17 protein-coding genes are annotated in these 21,115 nt (G+C 69.9%); 14 read left to right on the top strand and 3 right to left on the bottom strand.

What is annotated here, in order from left to right:
- Positions 1–16 precede the first annotated feature (16 nt).
- Genes IEY88_RS13670 through IEY88_RS13655 form a run of 4 tightly spaced genes read left to right on the top strand, consistent with a single transcriptional unit; the run spans position 17 to position 7,043 of the window.
- Positions 17–1,489 (top strand): hypothetical protein, encoded by a 1,473-nt coding sequence (locus IEY88_RS13670; protein WP_189155061.1) that lies wholly within the window; start codon positions 17–19, stop codon positions 1,487–1,489.
- A complete protein-coding gene (locus IEY88_RS13665; RefSeq protein WP_189155060.1) occupies positions 1,486–4,341 on the top strand; it encodes a helix-turn-helix transcriptional regulator in 2,856 nt (951 codons plus the stop codon). The genes IEY88_RS13670 and IEY88_RS13665 overlap by 4 nt, the downstream gene beginning before the upstream one ends.
- A gap of 25 nt (positions 4,342–4,366) precedes the next feature.
- The gene (locus tag IEY88_RS13660) at positions 4,367–6,748 is read left to right on the top strand and encodes a caspase family protein (RefSeq protein ID WP_189155059.1); all 2,382 of its coding nucleotides are present in this window, start codon (positions 4,367–4,369) and stop codon (positions 6,746–6,748) included.
- 10 nt (positions 6,749–6,758) lie between these two features.
- Positions 6,759–7,043, top strand: coding sequence for a hypothetical protein (locus IEY88_RS13655; protein WP_189155058.1), 285 nt, complete (start codon positions 6,759–6,761; stop codon positions 7,041–7,043).
- Between the two features lie 298 nt (positions 7,044–7,341).
- Here the strand turns inward: IEY88_RS13655 and IEY88_RS13650 are convergent, their stop codons facing one another.
- Positions 7,342–7,719, bottom strand: a complete 378-nt coding sequence (locus IEY88_RS13650) for a hypothetical protein (protein ID WP_189155057.1) — start codon at positions 7,717–7,719, stop codon at positions 7,342–7,344.
- Positions 7,720–7,879: 160 nt separating this feature from the next.
- Between IEY88_RS13650 and IEY88_RS13645 the strand changes: the two genes are divergently transcribed.
- A complete protein-coding gene (locus IEY88_RS13645; RefSeq protein ID WP_373294095.1) occupies positions 7,880–8,422 on the top strand; it encodes a CHAT domain-containing protein in 543 nt (180 codons plus the stop codon).
- Positions 8,423–8,442: 20 nt separating this feature from the next.
- Here the strand turns inward: IEY88_RS13645 and IEY88_RS13640 are convergent, their stop codons facing one another.
- Entirely contained in the window at positions 8,443–9,288 is an 846-nt protein-coding gene (locus IEY88_RS13640; protein WP_189155055.1) for a hypothetical protein, read from the bottom strand.
- Positions 9,289–9,374: 86 nt separating this feature from the next.
- Here IEY88_RS13640 and IEY88_RS13635 point away from each other — a divergent pair, with 86 nt between their 5' ends.
- The 6 genes from IEY88_RS13635 to IEY88_RS13610 all read left to right on the top strand — a co-directional run bounded on the left by IEY88_RS13635 (position 9,375) and on the right by IEY88_RS13610 (position 14,490).
- The gene (locus tag IEY88_RS13635; RefSeq protein WP_189155054.1) at positions 9,375–9,953 is read left to right on the top strand and encodes a hypothetical protein; all 579 of its coding nucleotides are present in this window, start codon (positions 9,375–9,377) and stop codon (positions 9,951–9,953) included.
- Between the two features lie 125 nt (positions 9,954–10,078).
- Positions 10,079–10,537: a hypothetical protein gene (locus IEY88_RS13630; RefSeq protein ID WP_229693347.1), complete on the top strand. Its 459-nt coding sequence runs from the start codon at positions 10,079–10,081 to the stop codon at positions 10,535–10,537.
- Between the two features lie 2 nt (positions 10,538–10,539).
- Positions 10,540–12,273: a hypothetical protein gene (locus IEY88_RS13625; protein WP_189155053.1), complete on the top strand. Its 1,734-nt coding sequence runs from the start codon at positions 10,540–10,542 to the stop codon at positions 12,271–12,273.
- Positions 12,274–12,275: 2 nt separating this feature from the next.
- Positions 12,276–12,428, top strand: a complete 153-nt coding sequence (locus tag IEY88_RS13620) for a hypothetical protein (RefSeq protein WP_189155052.1) — start codon at positions 12,276–12,278, stop codon at positions 12,426–12,428.
- A 4-nt stretch (positions 12,429–12,432) separates the two neighbouring features.
- On the top strand, positions 12,433–12,930 hold the full coding sequence (locus IEY88_RS13615) for a hypothetical protein (protein ID WP_189155051.1): 498 nt from the start codon (positions 12,433–12,435) through the stop codon (positions 12,928–12,930).
- A gap of 15 nt (positions 12,931–12,945) precedes the next feature.
- Positions 12,946–14,490 (top strand): AAA family ATPase, encoded by a 1,545-nt coding sequence (locus IEY88_RS13610; protein WP_189155050.1) that lies wholly within the window; start codon positions 12,946–12,948, stop codon positions 14,488–14,490.
- A 204-nt stretch (positions 14,491–14,694) separates the two neighbouring features.
- Here IEY88_RS13610 and IEY88_RS13605 read toward each other — a convergent pair whose 3' ends face one another.
- Complete coding sequence (locus tag IEY88_RS13605) at positions 14,695–17,328, bottom strand: helix-turn-helix transcriptional regulator (RefSeq protein WP_189155049.1); 2,634 nt, start codon at positions 17,326–17,328, stop codon at positions 14,695–14,697.
- A gap of 187 nt (positions 17,329–17,515) precedes the next feature.
- On the opposite strand from IEY88_RS13605, the gene IEY88_RS13600 reads away from it, so the two are divergent.
- The 3 genes from IEY88_RS13600 (at position 17,516) to IEY88_RS13590 (ending at position 21,111) form a co-directional block, all read left to right on the top strand.
- Entirely contained in the window at positions 17,516–19,075 is a 1,560-nt protein-coding gene (locus IEY88_RS13600) for a S8 family peptidase (RefSeq protein WP_189155048.1), read from the top strand.
- Between the two features lie 24 nt (positions 19,076–19,099).
- Positions 19,100–20,860 (top strand): trypsin-like serine protease, encoded by a 1,761-nt coding sequence (locus IEY88_RS13595; protein WP_189155047.1) that lies wholly within the window; start codon positions 19,100–19,102, stop codon positions 20,858–20,860.
- 71 nt (positions 20,861–20,931) lie between these two features.
- The gene (locus IEY88_RS13590; RefSeq protein WP_189155046.1) at positions 20,932–21,111 is read left to right on the top strand and encodes a hypothetical protein; all 180 of its coding nucleotides are present in this window, start codon (positions 20,932–20,934) and stop codon (positions 21,109–21,111) included.
- Positions 21,112–21,115 lie beyond the last annotated feature (4 nt).

Below are 21,115 nucleotides of genomic sequence, written 5' to 3'. Positions count from 1 at the left end.
GCCAGAGGGAGACCACATGACCTCGGTAGACCCCGTCATCGACGAACTGCGCGCCGAGCTCGCCGGCCTGACCGGCGTGGCACGCATGGCACCGCTGTGCCGACTCGGCCAGATGTTGTTGCAGCGCTTCAGCTTCAACGGCATGCAGTCACCGAACTCGTTGGGAGACCTGAACGACTCGATCGCCGCGTTCGAGGAGGCGATCGAGCTCCAGGAGGAGGACGACCCGTTGCGGGCCAGTACCTCGTTCCTGCTCGGTTTCGCATTGAGCGGCCGCAGCGCGTACCTCTCCGACGACGACAGGGACGACACCGCGGCTATCGACTGCTTCCGCACCGCGGTCGACTCGGGCAACCTGCCGCAGGCCCACGTCCCGCTCGCCCGAGTGCTGCTCGGCGCCCAGCACGTGCGCAGGATCGCGAAGCCCGGCCACATGGCGAGGATCATGAACGAGCGGATGCTCCGGGTGGCCACGCCGAACCCGCAACCGGTCGCGGTCTCGGACATCGACCTCGCCACCGAGTGCTTCAGGACCGTCCTGGACGACCGGACGATCGCGCCTGACCTCCGCAACGTCGCCGAGCTGATGCTGGAGTTCACCGAGGTCCTCGCGGTCCTGTACGGCGCCTCCGCCGGAGAGTTCAACCTCTCGGACATCAGCACGTTCCTGGGGAGGTTCCAGCGCCTTCAGGAGCGGGTCACCACCCAGGCCAGACCGGGCTACGGGGCCTTCCGTATCCCGGACGTCTTCACCGTCAGCCTGGACAGCTCGAACCGGCTGCTGAGGTCGTCCGCGGAAGACCGGCCGGTGATGGTCATGACCGAACAAGGCGGCGTCTACGAGGCCACACCCGAGCCCGTGGTGCTGGAGCACGAGCCGGTCGGCGAAACGGCGCCGGACCTGCACAAGCCGTTGCGGGACAGGCTTTCCCTCGACGCCGGCGTGCCGCTGTGGGAAGCGGTCACCGCGTTGCTGCAGCCGTCCGCCGCCGCGCCCGACATCGCCGCGATCGACGACGCGGTGGCCATGGCGAGCACGATCGTGGACCAGCACCCGACCGACATCGTCCCCGAGGAAGCCGCCGTCGACCAGTTCGTGCTGGCCGTCACGTTGCTGCTGCGCCATCGACTCGACCCCACCGACGACGCGGACCTGCAGGCGGGTGCGGACGCCCTGCTCGTGGCAGCGCGCACGGTGCCTGCCGACCACGACTCCGCGCCGGTCGTGCTGCGCTCCCTCGGGGCGTTCCTCGACGCCGGCAACCCCTTCGGGGGCGTGCTGGACCGGGTTGCCGCCGGTTTCGCGGGCCGGCTGGACGTGGTGCTCGCCTCCGTGACCGATCCCGACGAGCAGGCGAACCTGCACGCGCTGCGATGCGTGTGCCGCGCGGCCTGGGCCATCGCGGACGCGGCCAGGGCCGTCGAACGCCTGTCCCCCGGCTACCCGTGGGCGGAGGCGCTCAAGGCCGCCGCCCTGCCGATCCGATGACCAGGCTGATCGGCCGCGACGAGGAAGTCGCGCGGCTCACCCGGCTGCTCGACGACGCCGTCGCTGGCACGCCCGTGGTCGTGATGGTCAACGGGGAGGCCGGTGTCGGCAAGACCCGGCTCATCGCCGAGTTCGCGGACCGGGCGCGCGCCACCGGTGCCGTGGTGCTCGCGGGAGGCTGCCTCGAACTGCAGGGCGGCGCGGTCCCGTACGGACCACTGGTGCAGGCGCTGCGGTTACTGGTGCGCCAGCACGGCGAGCAGGAGACGCGACGGCTGTGCGGGCCGGTTTGGGACGAGCTGGCCTCGTTGATCGCCGGTGTCGGGGAGGGCCCGGTCCAGGTCGCCTCCGGGCTGGGAGCGCAGCATCACGTCTTCCTCGCGGTGTCGCGGATGTTCGACCACATCGGCACGCTGGCACCTCTCGTCGTGGTGTTCGAGGACGTGCACTGGGCCGACACCGCGACGCTCGACCTCATCGCCTACCTCGCGCTCACGGCATCCGATCAGCGGATGATGCTGGTCTGCGGCTACCGCTCCGGCCTGCGGCTCGGCCACCCGCTGCGCGTCCGGCTCGCCCAGCCCGACTTCACCCGGCACACGCACCGCGTGGCGCTGGCACCCTTCACGAAGGGCGAACTGCGGGCGTTCGTGGCCGAGTTGACGGACGGCGAGGTGAGCCCGGAGCGGGCAGACCGGTACTTCGAACTGTCCGAGGGCAATCCGTACTTCACCGAGCAACTGGTGGCCGCCGACGATCCGGCCCGGCCGGACCTGCACGTCCCGGAGTCTCTCACCGACCTGATGCACGCACAGCTCGCCCAGCTGGGCCCGGACGCCACGAGCGTGGTGCGCGTGGCCGCGGTCGCCGGCCGCCAGGTCGGCGACACCCTGCTGGTCCAGGTCGCCGGGGTCGCGGAGTCGGCCCTAGACGCGGCGCTCACCGAGTGCGTCGACAGGCAGGTGCTGACCGAGGTGGTCGGCGACTCCTACCGGTTCCGACACGCGCTGCTGCGCGAGACCGCCTACGGCACGGTGCGCGCGCGGGAACGCAAGCGGCTGCACGCCGCACTCGCCGAGGTGTTGGCCGAAGAGGTGGACCGTGACCCGCACGTCCTCCCCGAGCTCGCCTACCACTGGTCGGCCGCAGATCGCGTGCCAGAAGCGCTGCGGGCCGCCATCGGCGCCGGTGACCTGGCCGCCCGCGTGCGGGCGTTCCAGGACGCGGAGGTCCAGTACCGGCGCGCGCTCGACCTGTGGACACGGCACCCCGACGGGGCCCCCGCCGGGTTCGGTCACGTGCAGGTGCTCAAGGTCGCCGCCGACTCCGCCCGGTGGGCCGGCCACTTGAAGCAGGCAGTCGACTGGGCCGATGAGGCTGTGGCCGTCGCGACCGCTTCCGCGGTGGACCCGCAACTGCTCGGCGAACTGCACGAGCGGCTGGGCAGCTATCGGTGGGAAGCCGGGTTCGACGCCGAGAGCGTGCGGTCTTACCGCCGTGCGCACGAACTGCTGGAGGGCCAGCCGCCGAGCGCGCTCCGTTCACGGGTGCGTTCGGCTCTCGCGACCGTGGAGGCCAAGCGCGGCAAGTACACCGATGCGCTCGATCTGGCGGACAAGGCGCAGGAGGAGGCGGAGCAGGTCGGTGCCCGCGCCGAGGTCGGCAGGGCGAAGAACAGCTCCGGCCTCGCCCTCACTCTGCGCGGAGACCACGCGATGGGGATCGCCGCCCTGCGCGACGCGTACCGGATCGCCGAGGAGACGGACCACCTCGAAGACCTGCTGCGCGCCGCCGGGAACCTCGGCGTCTGCCTGGAACGCGCCGGGCAGGACGCCGAAGCCGTCGAGGTGTTCCGGCAAGCACTGGAGCGCAGCAGGCAACTCGGCCTGATGGGCTCCCGCCAGGCGGGGCTGCTCGCCAACAACGCCTGCGCGATGTTGTTCCTCGTAGGCGAGTGGGACGAGGCCGGCCGCCTCATCGCCGAGGTGCTGCGGTACTACCCCAAGCGGGAGACCACCTTCCAGCGCCTCACCAAGGCGGAGATGGACCTCGCCACCGGCAGGGTGGACGAGGCCGAGCGGCTGCTGGAGAGCGTGCGCAACCACCCCAGCGCACAACCGAAGTTCCTCAGCCCGCTCTACCGGTGCCTGGCCGAACTGGCGGCACTCCGGGGTGATCCCGCAGCGGCACTCGCGACCGTGCGACACGGCATCGAGGCCGTGGCCGGCACCGAGGAGTACCTGCTCCGGCTGCAGCTCTGCGCGTTCGGCCTCAGGGTTGCCGCCGACGCCTCGCTCGATGCCGCCGACCTGCTCCCCCGAACCGGTGTGGTGGAGGACGACGCCGAGGTGGCAGTGCTGGCGGCCTTGTGCGTTGCCGAGGCCGAGAGGGCCGCGGGTACCGACACGGCGGCCACCTGGCACTCGATCACCGAGGCGTGGCGGGAGCTGGGCCGGCCCTATCCGATGGCCTACGCGCTCGCCCGGTGCGCAGACGCGGCGGCACGGGCGGGTGAGCGTGATCGCGCGGTGGCCGCCGGCATCGAGGCCGCCGCGATCGCCGAACGCCTGGGTGCCGGGCCGCTCGCGGACACGATCAGGTCGATCCGCCGCGCACACCACCTGGTGCCCCGCGAGACCCAGTCGTCCCGCAACCCGTTCGGGCTCACTCCTCGCGAACTCGAGATCGTGCGGCTGCTGGACAGCGGACTGACGAACCGGCAGATGGGTTCCCGCCTGCACGTCACCAAGGAAACCGTCGGCACCCATCTGTCCAATGTGTACCGAAAGCTCGGCGTCGACAACAAGACGCAGGCGTTGCGCGCAGTTCGCGATGCCGGGCTTCTCGACTGACCCGCGCACTTCTCTGGAGGACCTCATGGGGCGCAAAGCACTGCTCATCGGCTCGCAAGTCGGCCTCAACGGTGTCGGCAACGACCTCAGATCCATGGCGGCGGCGTTGGCCAGGTGGGACTTCACGTCCACCCGTTGCGAAGGGGAGAACGCGAGCAGGGCGGGAATTCTCGACGAGTACGAGCGGTTCATCGGCAAGGCCCGCGACGGCGACGCCCTGGTCGTCTACTACAGCGGGCACGGTGGCTACGCGCACGACCCCGGTCTCGGCCACGGCACGCCGGGCCCCGGCACGCTCCAGTTCATCGTCCCCACGGACTTCGAGGAGACGACCGAGGACGACTTCCGCGGCATCACGGCACTCGAACTGTCCGTGCTGCTGGCGAGGTTGACCGAACGCACGGACAACGTCACGGTGGTGCTCGACTGCTGCCACTCCGGGCACATGTCCCGCGCGCCCGGCCTGGTGCGCTCCTACCCTCGTCCCGTTCCCGACCACGTCATCCGCTCGCACGTCGAGACCCTGCGCCGGGAAGGGCTGGCGGCCGACCTCCGGCACCCGCGGGGAAACCCTTACGCCGTCCGGATCGTCGCGTGCGCGCCCGAGGAGAGCGCGTGCGAGGGCGTCAACGTCGACGGCGTGCCGATGGGGTTCCTGACCGACGCGCTGACCCGCACGCTCGACGAACTGCACGACAGCGGCCTGACCGCGTCGTGGGCGACGCTCACGGACAGGCTGCGGCACCGCGTCAACCAGATGTGGGCGGGACAGCGTCCGGAGATTGAAGGGCCCGCGCACCGGATCCTGTTCGGCACACGCGAGATCGACCCCCTGGGCGCACTGCCGATCACCGAGGTTCGCGGCGGGGTTCGCATCGCGGGAGCCGCTCTCCTCGGCGCGCGACCGGGAGATCGGTTCGTCATCATGCCGGACGACTCGCCAGAACCGGACGAGACCCGCAAGATCGGCGAGGTGCGCGCTGACCGCGTCGACGCACAGGCCGCCTACGGCGTGCTCGGCGTACCTGTGCCGCTGGGGGCACGCGCCCACCTGATCCACACGGCCCTGCCGCCCTTGCTCGTGCACACCGACCACCCGGAACTCACCGAGGCGATCGACAAGGCCCCAGTTCTCTGCTCGGCCACGGGGAACGCGGCGCACGTGCGGCTGGTGGCGGACGAGAGCGGGTACACGATCCACGACGCGGCCGGTCCGTTGCACGAACCGCGAACCTCGGTCTCGAGCGTCGTGGCGGACCTGACCCGCTTCGCCAGAGCCCGGGCGCTGAGGTCACTCACCGAACCCGTCGGACTGGCCCTCGGCGATCCGGTCGAGATCCGGTTCTGCCGGGTGAGCGACGGCACCACCACCGATCTCCCGCTCTCCGGCGGGACAGTCCACTCCGGACAGTCAGTGTCCGTCGAGGTGCGCAACCGCGGCGAGTCCACGGTGTACGTGTCGTTGCTGAACGTAGGCGTGTCGGGTCAGGTCGCGTCGCTCTACCCTTCGAGTCCGAGCGGGCTGCGGCTCGATCGCGGCGTCTCGTACGTGTTCGGCACCGATGACCACACGAAAGCGCTGCCCGGCATGGAGGTCTGGTGGCCGGAGTCCGTACCGGCCACCAGACCGCGCGACGAGGCGATCGTCGTCCTCGTGACCAGCGAGCCCACCGACACGAGGCTCCTCGAACAACCCGGCATCCCCAAGAACAGGGAGCGGACCGTCTCCCGGCTCGAACGCCACCTGAGCATGATCGGCGCCAAGGACGGCAGGGAGACCACGCCGGTGCGCGGCAAGGCGGTGAAGTTCGCCGTGCGCACCATCACCTTCGATCTCGACCCGCGGCCCGCGCCGCCCGGCGAGCACGCGGTGTTCGAGGTGGACGACCGGCCGCCCGCCAGACCTCGTGCAGGCCGAGAGGAGGTCGCGCTTCAACTGTCGGACCTGGTCGTGCACCACAACCGCGCCGCACGGGGCTCGGACATCCGCCTCGACGCCCTGGTGCTCACGGAGGACGCCCAAGGCCGGCCGCGGTACACCGCGCACACCGAACGCTTCAGCGACGTCAGCGACGGTGAACGGCTGGCACTGAACGACTCCGATCTGTTCCGCGGCGACGCACACGGCCACCTCGACATCGCTGTGTGGATCTCACGGGAGAACGGCCGGCACCCCGATCTCTTCGCCCTGCTGCCGAAGCGCGAAGAGGTGTCCGTCGACTCCGTCCACCGCGCACTCGACCACGCCCTGGGCGGGGCCAGGGCTGTCTACCGCAACTCGCTGCTCACACCGGCGCGGCCTCGCCAGCGGCAGTCGTTCGACGTCCGCGCCGAGGACTTCTCCTTCCGCTGCAACGTCAGCGGTCCGTCAGAAGTCGGTTGGCAAACCCTTTCACCCACCACATAAGGACACCACCATGACCGACAGCACGAACCACCGCGTCACCCTCGACGGCATGTCCTGGCAGATCGCACCCGCCGACGTCGCCAAGGTGATCGCCGAGATCGAGGGCGCCATGGCCAACGGCACCGTCGCCAGGCTCTCGCTGTTCGACGAGGACGGCGCCGCCACCGTGTTCTTCAACGGCAGGCTCGTCACGAGCGTCGTCGTCGACAACGGCAACGGCCCGCGCCCCACCGAGATCTCCGGACGTGTCGGCAGCGGCGCCGGCCAGCCGCGGCAGTCCGAACTGCCGAACTGAAGCCGTGGGCCGCGTCGCACGCGATGCGGCCCACGCATCACTTTCTTGTGCACAGAACGGCCCTGCTGCGAGGCTCAGGAACTCGTGGACCTGACTACTGCGCAGCCCATCGTTCATGGAATTCAACATTCGATTCACCGCTCCTTTCCACGCTTGTGAGGTCCCTGACTTTCAACCTTCAGGACTTGAGCGGTCAACTCTGACAGCCGCGCTGGGTTTGCGTTGTAGCGCAACAGAATCCGACGACGACGCCGACCTGCACAAGAGCGTGAGGCTCTTCGCGGAAACGATTTTCCAGCTACCCCGGGAATTCCTGCTCCGCGTCGACCACTTCGTCGAGTTCGCCGAGCTGAGCATGCGACAGCACTGGCGTGCCCCAGAGCGCGTGCCGTACGAGCTCGCGATCGCGGCCGTCGAGGAAGTCGTCCAGCTGCCCGGCGAAGACGATCCCGGGCTGCACCGCTTGGCCGTGCACCTCATCGAGACGGGGCACGCCTCTGACGACAGCGCGGCGAACGAGCGCGCCATCCGCCACTACGCCGCCTGCGCGGAGGAGTTCCCCGACGAGTGGGACACGTACGGCTTCGCCTTGTACCGGCGGGCCGAGGAGACCGAGGACCCGGACCACTTCCTCGAAGCGCTGCACTGGTTCGAGCGGCACGTCGAGCGACAGCAACCGGTGGACAGGTGGTCGTGGTTGGCCCCCACGCTTCTGTCGGAGGGCTACCGACCATCCTCGGCACCGCGCCCATTCGGCACGCGCACGAAAGCCGGACCGCGACGCTCAACCTGGCCAAGCTGTTGCGGCGGCGCGACGCCCCCGGAGACCGTGCACGATCTCGGGTCTGCGGGCTCGACCTGCTCGCGCCGCGATGTGGACCGTGCTCCAACAGGAAGGTGTCGAGCACCTCGCCAGCCACGCGGTAGCGGACATGCGGGAACCGTTGCGGTCCCAGGTGAACCTGGCCTCGGGGCCGCTGCCCGCCAGCGCCCTGCTGGAGATCAGCCCGGTCGACCTGCTGTCGCTCGGGCTGGTCAATCTTGCCTGCTGCACGACGAACGTGTCCGGGGTCGACTACGACGAGGCGCTCAGCCTCGCGACCACGTTCCTCGCGATCGGCGCGCGCACCGTCATCGGTTCGTTGTGGTGGGTGCCGTCCGGGCGTGCCACCGCGCATCTGATGTACATGTTCTACCGCCACCTCGACGACGGGTTGCCGGCGGCGGAAGCGTTGCGCCAGGCCCAGTTGTGGATGCTCGACCCCGGTCGCGTGCTGCCGGACGACATGCCCGACACGCTCAGGGCGATGCCGCCGGCGGCGGAGTTCAGCGAGGAGCAGGTCGAGTGCTGGGCCGGGTTCACGCCGCTGGGCCGATGAGCACCGTCCACATCGGCCGGTCAGGCGGCGGGACCCGCCGTGCGCACCATGACGTCGACGACCTGGCGCATCTGGGTCCAGTCGGCGGCGTTCGAGGCGCCGTACACGATGTAGTCCAGGCCGGCCCGCCGCCAGTAGCGCGCGAACGCGTGCCGTTGCACGCCCTCCGCCGTGTACAGGAACTCCCACTCCACCACTTCCACGCCGGAGGGCACGGTGGCAAGCTTGATCTGCTGATAGCCGGTCTTCACGCCGGCCTCGTTCGCGGCGACCGCGTCGTAGAGCGGCCGGGCCTCGGAGCCGCTGGCGCCGTAGCGGATGACGGCACCCGGCGTGGCCGGATCCTCCGCCTGGTGGTTGGTCGGCTGGCTGCCCGGCGCGACCGTCCAGGTCTGCGGGATCGAGACGAAGACTCCGTTCGGACCGGTCACCGCGCGGTATCCGGCGGGAGTGGACACGGAACTGGACATCGACGTGGACGGTCGAGTGGTCGTGTACCTCGCCGGCGGCGGTGTGGTGCTGACGGGCGCGAACCTATTCGATGTCACCGGGACTGGTGCGGCGCCCACATCCTGTCCACTCGGGGATTCCTCGTCACCACGCATGAAACTGACGACCACGACGGCGGTGACGGCCACGAAGGACACGACCACGGCCGCGATGACCGCCTTGCCCTCAATGGACTTCTTCGCCGCAGGTGGTGCGGCGTACTCGGTCGCGCCCCACGTGGGCGGGTCCTCGTAGACCGGAGCAGGCGGCGGCACCGGTGGCGGCGGCGTGCCCCGCACCGGGGCCGGGCCCCACAGCGGAGCTCGCGACTGACCCGCGTTCTCCCTTGTCACATCGGTGTTCGCGGCGTCTTCCATGCCGGTCCGTCCTTCCCGAGACCACTTCCAAGAGAAACAATCGCCACCGCATCGTGCGATGTTTCTCGCATGACGAGGAGAGCACGATGACCGACGACCGTCCCGCAGCAGGAGATCTGACGGATCAGCACGTGCCGGGCCGCGTGGCGGTCGGCACCATCACCCGGATCGGCGCCGTCCGTCAGGAACCTTTCGTGAGAAGAACCAGCTTCGCCGTCGCGGCGTGGGGATGCGCCGCGCTGACCGTCGCCGAGGTTGTGGTCAGCGCCGCGGTCGGCGGGATGTCCCTTCTGGCCAAAGCAGTTCTAGTCACCGTTGTGGTCACGGCGGCGACGTACGCGCTGCGCCGCTGTGCGCCCGAGCCCGGCGGGGTCGACGTGCATCCGCTCTGGGTCACGGACGTGACCGGCAAGGAACACGCTTGCCGCGTCAGAGGTTCGACAGCACAGGGCCTGCCCCTGGAAGGCACCGGCGTCGAGGTGTACGGCCGGGCGGACAAGTCGGGATCGGTGCTGGTCCGGGAGCTGGTCACGGACGGCGGGCAGGCGTGGCACCCCAGGTTGCCGCTGCCCCAACGGATCGTGCGCGGCGCCGAGGTGCTGACCGTCGTGCTGTGGGCCTGGGCGGCGTTCGCGGTGGCGTGGTTGCTGGTGTTCTCGAGATGAGCGGTTGCTCCGGTCGAGTGACTGTTCGACGGAGATCTCGCACGGCGTAATGGTTTTTCCGCTGCGTTCGATGAGACCGGCATCGAACGCGTGACGTCCTCGATGGACATGAGGGAGCTGGTGGCGTGCCGAGGCCACTGATGAACAACAGGTCGAACGACGTGACCTGGACCGGACGGACGACGGGGTCGACCTCCCCGGCGCGGACGAAGGTGCTCGACGGGCGCCGGTCAGCGCGGTATCTGAAGGCACTGCGGGCGCTCGACGGTTCCGGCAAGCTCGCCACCGCCGACGTCGACGAACTCGTCGGCGCCGTGCACCGGGAGTTCGCCGAGAAGTTCTGCACGACCCCGCTCGGCATCGTCTCGCGCTGCTACCTCGGCGCACCGTACGAAGTGCACACACTGGCGTTGGACGGCTCGATCATCTCGCACTACCGCGCCGGGGAGCCGTTGCCGCACGGCATGGACCGGGCGCGTTCCCTCGCCGAGTCCGAACGTTACCTCGCCATCGAGGTCTACCCGGACCGCCTGATGTGCGTCCGCCCCGACGGCTCGACCGTTCTGCTGGAGAGTGCCCGGTGAACATGACGAACGTATCCACGACCGACATCTCCGGCCTGGTGAACGCGGTGCGGCAGGTGTCGCGCAACCAGGAGACGCTCGGCAACCAACAGGTCGTCCTGCACAACGACATGTCGGCGATGCAACGCAACCAGGACAGCACCCAGCGGGAGCTCCTGGACCTCAAGTCGCAGTTCGTCGAGTACGTCCGGCGCGACGAGCTGCGGCAGAACCTTCAGCTCGCGCAGGTGCAGATCCTCGAGGTGCGCGGCGAGCTGAACGACAAGTTCGGGAAGTTCGCCGAGGTGCGCGAGCTCGCCACCGGCACGTTGCAGGCGCTCGACGCGGGCATCGTCTCGCACGGCGCCATCCGCGACCTGTCCGAGGAGCTGATGCTGCGCACGCCGGGCTACTGGCTCGCGCCCGCGCTGATCGCGGTGGCCTCCTGGATCAGGGACGAACCGGAGCTCGCGGCCAAGGCGATCGGTGAGGCGCTGCGCAGGGACAACGACAAGGCGTCGCTGTTCTTCGCACTCGTGCTGCGCCGGCAGCAGCGCGACCGGGCCACCGCCGCCTGGGTGCGGCAGTACGCGGCGCGGCAGGACCCGGCGAAGCTGTCCCGGGAGTTCGTCGTCGTCCTGGACGCCGTGTCGACCGGCGCGTTCGGGCGCGAGGCGAAACCGATGCTGCTGGAGCAGATGTCCGAGTGGTACGGACGACTGGGCCAGGACCAGGACACTGTGGACAGACAGGTCGAACGCTGGGCGAAGATGATCGACACGATGCGTCGCCCCGCCGACGCCCGCTACGAGCTGCTGCCCGTGCTCAGCCCCACCTGGCCGCAGCTCAAGGACTTGCTCGAGGGCGCGACCGTGCACGGTGCGGCGGAGGAGATGCTGCGCACCACGTTCGAGGGACCCGTCCCGCAGAGCCGGGACCTCCACGAACGCGTGGACGGCATCCTCGACAACCTGGTGCGCGACTTCGACGCGGAGGAAGCCCCCTTCCGCAAGCGGGAAGCGGAACTGCAGGCCATCGTGGACGCGCAGGGCGACCACGACCTGGCCAGGAAGAAGATGACCGCCGAAGACCCGTTGCACGAGCAGACGGTCGACTTCCTCACGTTGCTCAGCAACGCCGCCCTGCACGGCGATCGCGCGGGAGCCTCCGCCGGCACCCAGCGGTTCACCCTCGCGCTGGCCCGCGACTGGCTGGTACAGGGCGCGGGCAGGCTCGAAGCCGCCAACATCGCCGCGATGCCGTCCCGGGTCGAGCTGCGCGCCGAGGGCTGGACCGGCTGGGTCGACGGCGACACCGACGAGCAGCGGCTGGTCGGATCGCTGTCCGAGCACATCGACCGGGAGACGGCGAAGGCCGTCAGCGAGGTGCGGATGAGCGGTGCCGCGCAGGCGGCCGCGGTCTGCGGCGGTCTGGCGCTGCTGGTGGCGTTGCTCTCGGCGGTCGGTGGCGCCAGCGGGTTCGCGTTGTTCCTGCTGTTCGTGGCCGCCGCGCTGGGCGTCTGGGCAGCGTTCGACGTCCGGGCGCTGCCCGCCCGCCGCGCGGAGATCCGCCGCAAGGGCGACCAGCGACGCGTCGCCGCCGTGGTGCGGCTGCGCGGGGCCATCGCCGAGCTGGTCGACCTGCGCGGCGAGTGGCAGCAGGAGATCGCGAAGGCGGACTCGCTGCGGACCTTCGCGGAAGGGCTCACCGCCACCGCCTTCGTCGCCATCGCACCCGACCAGCCACGAGGAGCCTGACCATGCCCGGCCCAGCACACAGCCAGGACCAGCAGCACCCGAACCAGCCTCGGGTCGCGCGGCACGGCGTCGCCGAACAGGACATCGCGGTGCAACTGCCCGAGTGGGACCTCCTGCCTCCCGCGGAGTTCCTCGACCGTCACCGCAGGCGGTAGCCCGATGCGGCATGTTCCCGGGCCCTACGCGGACTGGCGCGCGTGGCTCGACGCCTTCGGCGAGGGCACCGATCTGCCGTCCGACCACCTCGCGCCGATCGGCGAGCAGATGGGACCACACGTGCAGGAACGGGTGCTGCGGCACGTCGCCGAGGCGTTCGCGCGACGGCAACGCCGCTGGGCGGAGACGTTTCAACGCGACCTCGGCGCGTTGAGCGGTGATCCGGTGCACGCGCTGGCCGCGACCCTGGCGAGCGCGCGCGCCCGGCTCGCGCCGTTGCGCAGGTTCTGCGTTTCCCCCGCCATGCCACCGGCGTTGCGCGACGAGCTGACCAGCGCTCTGAACGACACCGTGCGGTCCTCGCAGCAAAGCCTCGACGACTCGGTCCGGCACGCCCCGATCGCGTTGCAGGCCGTGGTGCGCGAGAACCGCCTGACGACCGCACCGCCCCCTCCCCCGTCGCCCGGCAGGCAGAGTCCCGGCCGGCGAGTGATCATCTGACCATCGGAGAACCACATGCCCAACGGAGCGGAGACCAAGGCCCGCGTCGAGTCGTACCTGCTCGCCCGGATCCCGTTCGTCTCCATCCGGACCGTCGAACGCGCCCGCGTGCTGGACGCGCTCGGCGAGCTGGCCCGCGAGAAGCAGCTCGACGTTCTGGTGCACACGCTGAGCCAGGGTCTGCGCGACCTGCGGACCAGAGCCACCATCAGTGAGGACAAGTCGTTGCTGGGCGCGCTCGACCTCGCCGGCGAGTGGTTCCAGTCGAGGTCCAACCTCACCATCGTCTTCACGGACGTGCAGCACCTCTCCGACGACAACGACGTCGCCCGCCGGTTCGCCGACCTGGCCGCACTCGCCGAGGAGCACGGCGGCTGCATCGTCATCATCACCTCCGACCCGGTCTGGAGCACGTTGCAGCGCATGGGCATGTCCGTGCGCCTCGACCTGCCGGACTTCGACGAGATGCACCAGGCGATCAGGGAGTTCCTCCGCCCGTACGCCACCGACATCCGCATCGAGTGGAACCCGGCGGACTACGAGCAGGCGGCGTCCATCCTCGCCGGCGTGACCAAGACCGAGGCGCTGAACATCCTCGCCACGTTCGTGGTGAAGAAGGAGATCACCAAGGCGGACCTCGTCCAGCTGAGCCGTGCCAAGGACTCCATCTTCAGCGAGCTCTCCGGCATCGAACGCGTCGAACTGCGCCCCGGCGAGTACGAGGTGGGAGGCCTCAACGGCCTGCGGCAGTGGCTCGACCGCAAACGCGACCTGCTCACCATGGACCTGCGTGACCGAGGCATCCGCGCCCCTCGGGGCGTGCTGCTCGTGGGCGTACCGGGCTGCGGCAAGTCCCTGTCCGCCAAGACGATAGCCTCCGACTGGCAACTCCCCCTGTACCGCCTGGACATGGGCTCCGTGCTGGGCGCGTACGTCGGCCAGTCGGAGAAGCGCCTGCGCGAGGCACTGGCCACCGCGGACACGGTCGCCCCGTGCGTGCTGTGGATAGACGAGATCGAGAAGGGCCTCGCCGGCTCCGGCACCGACTCCACCGGCGTCACCACGCGCCTGGTGGGCCAGTTCCTCTACTGGCTGCAGGAGTCACGCGCACGCGTCTTCGTCGTGGCCACCGCGAACGACGTCCGCTCGCTGCCCCAGGAACTGCTGCGCAGCGGGCGCTTCGACGACATGTTCTTCGTGGACCTGCCCGAACCCGACGAACGCCGCGAGATCATCGCGATCTACCTGCGCAAGTACCTGCGCACCCCGGTCGAGCCGGACCTCGTGGACGAGCTCGTCCACATCAGCGACGGCTTCGCGGGCTCCGACATCCAGTCGGCCGTGACCGAGATCTGCCACGAGGCCATCCGCGTCGGCGACCAGAACGTCGGCAGGGACTACTACCTGAGCTGCTTCCGCAACGTCGTCCCGCTGCTGCGGTCCGCGCCGGAGAAGGTCGAGGAGATCAGGCAGCTGCGCGACCGGGCGATCCCGGCGTCGGGCCGCACCCGTCCCGCGGTCGTCGAGGCCGCCGCGAGCCGCCGGGTCGTGCTCGGCTGACTTGCCACCAACGCCGAACCGACGCGATTCTGCGCTTTCTCCGAGACTGTCCTGTCTACAGTGGAACGCTTGATCTGGCCCGCGCCAGGGTCGTCCGCAAGAAAGAATCGCGTCGACTGTCTCGGACGCTGCCGCCAGGCCGCCAGGTTCGTGCTCGAACTGCACCGTCGAACTTCCGGATCACCGGGTTCAGGATTGCTGGACTCACGCCATCGCACGGGCGACGTCACGGCGCGACTTCACACCCAGCTTCCGCAGAACACTTCCCACGTGGTGCTCGATCGTCCGACGGGAGAGCAGCAGCATGTCGGCGATCTCCTGGTTGGAGCGGTCGCGGGAGAGCAGTTCCGCCACGTCTCGTTCGCGTGGTGACAAGGTTCGCGGTCCTGCTCTGTGCCAGCGGCGGGTGTGGGTGGCTGAACCGTGGTCGCGCAGCAGGAGGCGGCAGCGGTTGGCGTCGCGGGTGGCGCCGAGGCGGTCGTAGTGCGCGATCACGTCGATCAGGGTCTCGGTGGCGGAGGTGTCGCCCATGCGAAGGCGGGTTCGGACGGCGCTTTCGGCGTGGGTGGTGGCGAGGTAGGGCATTGCGGTTCTGGCCGCGTGGTGGCGTGCTCGGCCGAAGTGGAGCAGCGCGCGTTCTTCATCTCCTTCTGACGCTGCCACTTCGCCGATCGCCGCGTGGCTGGCTGACAGCAGTGCGGGTGCGTCGAGGCGGGCTGCGGCGGCGGCGAGTTCGTAGGCCAGGTCGCGGGCTTGCGCGCGGTCACCCGTGTGGATCCACGTCCGCACTACGGCCGGGACGACGTCGGCCGCCCATGCCCAGTTGTCCTTGCGTTGGAACAGGTCCCACGCGCGGTCGGCGGTGACGGCGGCGGTGGTGATGTCGTCGCGGTCCAGGGACATGCGGATCAGGCTCGCGCCGGCGGCGAGCACCACGGGGCTGATCGCTTCCTCCGGATCGTCCAGGCCGGTGCGGGCGAGCCAGTGCAGCGCCGCCGGCCGGTCACCGGTCGCGACCGCCAGCGACGCTCGTACCAGTGCTGCTTCGGCGGCATCTGGCAGTGTGGCCAGATGTTCTCCTGCCCGGTCAGCCAGGTCTGTCCACCGCCCCGTGCGCCAGTCGAGCAGTACGGCGAGGCCGGCTCCCGTCCCCTCGCACGACAACCTGCGGGCCGTCTGGAGGTGGGCGCGTGCGGAGCCCAGGTGGCCGGTCCAGGTGAGGGCGCGCGCCACAGTCAAGTGTGCGTCAGCGAGGTCCTGTTGGTCGTGCGGGCCGTCGGGTGAGCGGCGCAGCAGGTCCGGCACGTCGTGATCTGCCGTGTGCACCAGGGTCGCGATCGCGGCCGCGAGCAGCGCGGGCTCGTCGTCGGTGATCACGCGCGCCGCCCACGCCTGGTGCTCCGCCACCGGCCTGGTGCCGAGCGTCGGATCGGCGAGGATCGTCATCGCACGTGCCGCCCGCTGTCCCAGGTCCGCGACCGCGAGGGCCAGTTCCGCCCTGCCTGCCTCCACCCGTCCCGAACGCTCGACGAGCAACGCGCCGAGTGCCAGGCGCGCTTCTCCGCGTGCGGCTGTGCTCAGACGACGGTCACGGACCAGGCGTTCCAGCCTCGTCACGCTGTCCGGAGCGGGTGATCGCCGAGCCACCCTCGCGTATTGGACGGCCGCGCGATCCCGCAGATCGGGCGGCAGCGCAGGTTCACAGAGGACCTCACCGAGGGCATCGGTCGTCGCGGCGGCTTCCGCGCACGCGACCCAGTCCGAGAACCGTCCCGCGGCGCGGGCGTGTTCCGCGCGTCGCTCCGGCGGCATGGACGGGACGGCACGCAGCACGCGGAGGTGAATTCGCCTCGCCGCGGGACCAGAGAGTCCCCCACGCACACATCGCCTGATCACGCCGGGTTCCACGCTGAACCGGCCGGGTTCGGGTTCCGCGAGCACACCGCTCCGGACGGCTTCGGCAGCCGCGTCCACCGCCGCGGCCACCGTGGTCCCGGCTACCGGCGCCAGGACTTCCAGCGGCATCGGTGAACCCACGACCGCGGCGGCCTCGACAAGCGCACGGGCCGCTGCGGTCAGTTTCTCCTGGCGTGAGGCGGTGTCCAGTCGTATCGCGTCCGGCAGCGGAACTCGGTCCAACGCGGCCTCGCCCGTGCGCACCAGGCTCATCACCGCGTCTACGACCAGGTCTGGGCGACCGCCGGTGTAGGCGGGCAGCTCGGCGAGGACGCGTTCGGGCAGACCGGGCACCAGCGTCGTGGCCAGTTCCACGACGGAGGCACTGTCCAAAGCAGACAGTGTGATCACGTGCTGGCGTGGCAGTTCCGCCTGGCCGGTGACGACGACGGACAACTGCTCGACGGGATTGATCGCCAGGTATCGCAGCAACGTGCGGGTGTCCTCATCCGCCCAGTGGACGTCGTCCACCACCAGCACAGCCGGAGTCAACGCCGCCAGCAGATCGCGCACGGCCCGGAACAGGCGGTGCCGCTCGGCAGCCGGATCGGGCAACGGGGGCAGCGCGGCCGGCAGGTGTGCGGCGATCTCCGGCAGGTAGGCCGCAAGCGCCCCCGTCACCGGGCTCGCCACCGTGCGTTTCGGAGTGGACGTGCGCAGCGCGTCGAACACGGGCCCACACGGGAACTCTGCTGAGGGCAGGCAACCGCCACGCAGCAGGGTGCGCATGCGCACCTGCCGGTCGTCCAGGATTTCCGCCACGAGCCTGCTCTTGCCGATCCCTGCGGGCCCGGTGACGCACAGGACCGCGGGCGGTGTCAGGAGCACGCGCACGCCCTCGGCCAGTTCGTGCCGTCGTCCCACAAAACCCGCCGCTGTCATGGATCCGACGCTAGGCGATCAAGAGAGGACTTCGGCCCGCGCGCAAAAGTTGGGGGCCACTACCCAATTCAGCACGGATGGTTCACGCCCCGGTGGCGGACAAGGTGCCCACAGGCGGCCGCTAGTTCCACTCCCCTGCCCGCGGCCGCCTCGCCGCGTCAGCGGTGGTGGTGAACGGAGCACATCGATGGGTTCGAGCAAACCAGTTCGTCTGGCGGTGATGGGCGTGCTCACGACGGCCGCGCTCGTGGCCGCGTTGCCACCGGCGTCGGCGGCGCCGCCGGAGGCTCCTGTGCGGGGCGCCGACGCTCCTGGCGCGGTGAAGGACAACTACATCGTCGTTCTCAAGGACGACAAGCAGGTCGACGCGAAGGCGGGTGACCTCGCCTCGAAGTACGGCGCGAAGCGGAAGCTGACGTACACGACGGCGATCAGCGGCTTCTCGGCGACGATGTCCGAGCAGCAGGCGCGGCGCCTGGCCGCCGATCCGGCCGTCGCCTACGTCGAGCAGGACGGCATCGCCCGTGGGTTCGGCGAGCAGGCCAACCCACCGTCGTGGGGCCTCGACCGGCTCGACCAGCAGTCCCTGCCTCTCGACAAGAAGTACGCCTACCCCAACGACGGTGGCGGCGCGACCGTCTACGTCGTCGACAGCGGGATCAGCAACCACTCCGACTTCAGCGGGCGGCTGACCTCCGGCCGTGACTTCATCGACAACGACAACGACGCCTCCGACTGCCACGGACACGGCACGCACGTCGCCGGCACCGTCGGCGGCACGAGCTACGGCGTCGCCAAGAAGGTCAAGCTGGTCTCGGTCCGCGTGCTCGGCTGCGACAACAGCGGCGCCTGGTCGGCGATCATCGGCGGTTTCGACTGGGTCGCGCAGAACGCGGGCGCGAACTCCGTCGCCACCGCGAGCCTGGGTGGCAGCTCCACCACGTCGGTCGACGACGCGGTCAAGCGCATCCTCGCCAAGGGCATCACCGTGACGCTCGCGGCGGGCAACTTCGGGCAGGACGCGTGCGGCACGAGCCCCGCCCGCGTGGCCGGGGCGATCACGGTCGCGGCCTCCGACGACCAGGACCGCCGAGCGACGTTCCCCAACGGCAACCTGTCGAACTACGGGTCCTGCGTCGACGTGTTCGCTCCGGGCAACTACATCGTCTCCACCAGCAAGAACGGTGGCTCGCAGACGATGAGCGGCACGTCGATGGCCACGCCGCACGTAGCGGGTGCGGCGGCGATCCACCTGACGGCGAAGCCGGGCGGCAGTCCTGCCCAGGTGTCGGCCGCGATCGTCGGTGCCGCGCTGAGCGGCAAGATCACCAATCCCGGCAACGGTTCACCGAACAAGCTGCTCAACGTCACGGGGCTCGGAGGCGGTACTCAGCCCGGTGAGTGCACGGCTCCCGGCAGCACCACCGAACTGCCCGTTCCGGACGCCGGTTCCGCGGTCGAGTCGCCGATCAGCGTCAGCGACTGCACCGGCAACGCCTCGGCCACCACCGCGGTGAAGGTCGAGGTCGACCACAGCTACTCCGCCGACCTCGCGATCGACCTGGTCGCGCCCGACGGTTCCGTCTACTCGCTGAAGAAGCCCGGCGGCATCGGCGAGTCGGGCGTGCGCGCCACGTACACCGTCGACGCGTCGAGCGAAGCGAAGAACGGCAACTGGAAGCTGCGGCTGACCGACGCCTACCGGTACGACACCGGTTCGCTCAAGTCCTGGTCGATCACCCTCTGACGATCCACTGTGGAAGGACAGCAGATGTTGAGACACAAGCGGATCGCGTTGATCGCGGCCACACTCGCACTCGGCACGGCGGTCACGACCGCCAGCGCCGCCCCGCACGACAACGGCAACTCCTACGGCGACAGCTCGGTCTCCACGTTCGACGGCGCGTCCGGGCAGATCTACCAGGGCCAGAACGCCACCGTGGCGGAATTCCCGGCGGTCGTCGCCAACCTCCGTTCCGAGGGCAGCAGGCCCAAGGGCCAGTCCTGCACGGGCGCGGTCATCGGCCGCCGGCACATCCTCACTGCGGCGCACTGCCACGACCTGGCGGGCACCAAGACGTCGCTGTACGGCCTGGACGACCTCGTGGTGGGCACGGGTACGACGCTGACCACCAAGTCGTACGTCAAGCACCCGAAGTTCATCAACTGGGACCAGGGCTACGACGTCGCGGTGATCACCACGAACGAGGACATCCCGCTCGCGCCGGAGAAGTGGGCGAAGTACGCCACCTCCGCCGACGCGGGCATCTGGAAGGTCGGGGACACCGGCCGCAGCTACGGCTACGGCAAGAAGACCCACAACGACAGTCCGGCCGACGTGTCGCTCGACAAGCAGGACTTCCCGATCGTCGACGGCGTCACCCAGTGCCAGGGCGTGGCCGCGGGGTACAAGCTCGCCACGATGATCTGCGCCGGCTATCCCGACGGCCGCACCACGATCCTGCAGGGTGACAGCGGCGGCCCGTTCGTGGTCAAGGACAAGATCGTCGGGCTCGCCTCGTGGAGCCGGTCGGACTTCCGCTGGTACGGCGTCTTCTCCCGGCTCGACAACGACATGGGCGACTGGGTCAGGCAGCAGGTCGGGGACACCCAGCCCGCCGAGTTCGGCGTCGGCGTCGACCCGTCGTCGGTGCGCGTCACGGCGGGTGGCGCGGGATCGGTCGCGGTGAAGACCATCGCGGGATCCGCCGTCGAGGACGTCGCCCTGTCGGCCTCCGGGCTTCCTTCCGGTGTGCAGGCGTCGTTCCAGCCGTCCTCGGTGAAATCCGGTGAGGGCTCGAAGTTGTCGTTGGCCGTGGCCTCCGGCACTCCGGACGGCACGCACCAGATCACCGTGACCGGGCGGGCCGCGTCCGGAGTGTCCAAACAGGCCACTCTGACGCTGACGATCGGTGCCGGCAACCCCGGTGCCGACTTCGCTCTCGGCCTCTCGCCGGCCTCGGTCAAGGTCAGCCCCGGCGCGCACGTGTCGACCACCGTCACCAGCCAGGTGGTCGGTTCTCCCGCTGACGTCTCGCTGAGCGCCAGCGGTCTGCCGTCCGGCGCGCAGGCGGTGTTCCAGCCGGCGTCGATCACGTCCGGTGGCGCGGCGAAGCTGACGATCACCACGTCGTCGAGCACGCCGGTGGGCAACTACTCGGTGAAGGTCACGGGCACGTCCGGCTCGGTCAGCAGGGACACCACCCTCACGCTGACCGTCGGCGACGGCGGACCTCAGCCCGGCGGGCTGACGGTCGCTCTGTCGCCGTCGTCCGCGAGCGTCTCGAAGGGCGGCGCGACCTTCCCGTCGATCTCGGTCACGGGAGCGACGGGCGCCGTCACGTTGAGCGCCTCCGGGCAGCCGGCCGGTGTCGGCGTTACGTTCCTGCCGTCGACGGTCAACCCCGGCGGGAAGGCGATGGCCCACGTCACGACGTCGTTCTCGACGCCTCCGGGCACCTACCGGATCAAGATCACCGCCAGTGGCGGCGGCAAGTCCGGCAGCGCGGACTTCGTCCTCACCGTCAGCTGACCCGTCCCGCACGCACGTCGAGGAGCCGGGCACCCGTGCCCGGCTCCTCTCGATTTCCCCCTGGAGAGAACGTGATCAGGAAGTGCACCATCCCGGTCGTGCTGGCGATCACCGCGATGCTGGCGGGCGCGAACTTCATCGTGGCAGAGGACGGCAAGGCCGGGAGCGTCTTCTTCGGCAAGGACTTCCTGCTCGGCGACGACAAGGCGTGGTCCTCGGTCTCGCGCAACTCCAAGGCCGCATCGAACTGATCGG

This window comes from Lentzea pudingi (assembly GCF_014646255.1).
Classification (GTDB): domain Bacteria; phylum Actinomycetota; class Actinomycetes; order Mycobacteriales; family Pseudonocardiaceae; genus Lentzea; species Lentzea pudingi.
This window is presented reverse-complemented; position numbering and strand designations above follow the sequence as displayed.

Excerpts from the sequence above, each read along its gene's own strand:
- IEY88_RS13660 (WP_189155059.1), top strand. The coding sequence starts at position 4,367 with ATGGGGCGCAAAGCACTGCTCATCGGCTCGCAAGTCGGCCTCAACGGT.
- IEY88_RS13600 (WP_189155048.1), top strand. The coding sequence starts at position 17,516 with ATGGGTTCGAGCAAACCAGTTCGTCTGGCGGTGATGGGCGTGCTCACG.
- IEY88_RS13625 (WP_189155053.1), top strand. The coding sequence starts at position 10,540 with ATGACGAACGTATCCACGACCGACATCTCCGGCCTGGTGAACGCGGTG.
- IEY88_RS13595 (WP_189155047.1), top strand. The coding sequence starts at position 19,100 with ATGTTGAGACACAAGCGGATCGCGTTGATCGCGGCCACACTCGCACTC.
- IEY88_RS13605 (WP_189155049.1), bottom strand. The coding sequence starts at position 17,328 with ATGACAGCGGCGGGTTTTGTGGGACGACGGCACGAACTGGCCGAGGGC.
- IEY88_RS13610 (WP_189155050.1), top strand. The coding sequence starts at position 12,946 with ATGCCCAACGGAGCGGAGACCAAGGCCCGCGTCGAGTCGTACCTGCTC.
- IEY88_RS13615 (WP_189155051.1), top strand. The coding sequence starts at position 12,433 with ATGCGGCATGTTCCCGGGCCCTACGCGGACTGGCGCGCGTGGCTCGAC.
- IEY88_RS13635 (WP_189155054.1), top strand. The coding sequence starts at position 9,375 with ATGACCGACGACCGTCCCGCAGCAGGAGATCTGACGGATCAGCACGTG.
- IEY88_RS13640 (WP_189155055.1), bottom strand. The coding sequence starts at position 9,288 with ATGGAAGACGCCGCGAACACCGATGTGACAAGGGAGAACGCGGGTCAG.
- IEY88_RS13655 (WP_189155058.1), top strand. The coding sequence starts at position 6,759 with ATGACCGACAGCACGAACCACCGCGTCACCCTCGACGGCATGTCCTGG.
- IEY88_RS13670 (WP_189155061.1), top strand. The coding sequence starts at position 17 with ATGACCTCGGTAGACCCCGTCATCGACGAACTGCGCGCCGAGCTCGCC.
- IEY88_RS13620 (WP_189155052.1), top strand. The coding sequence starts at position 12,276 with ATGCCCGGCCCAGCACACAGCCAGGACCAGCAGCACCCGAACCAGCCT.
- IEY88_RS13665 (WP_189155060.1), top strand. The coding sequence starts at position 1,486 with ATGACCAGGCTGATCGGCCGCGACGAGGAAGTCGCGCGGCTCACCCGG.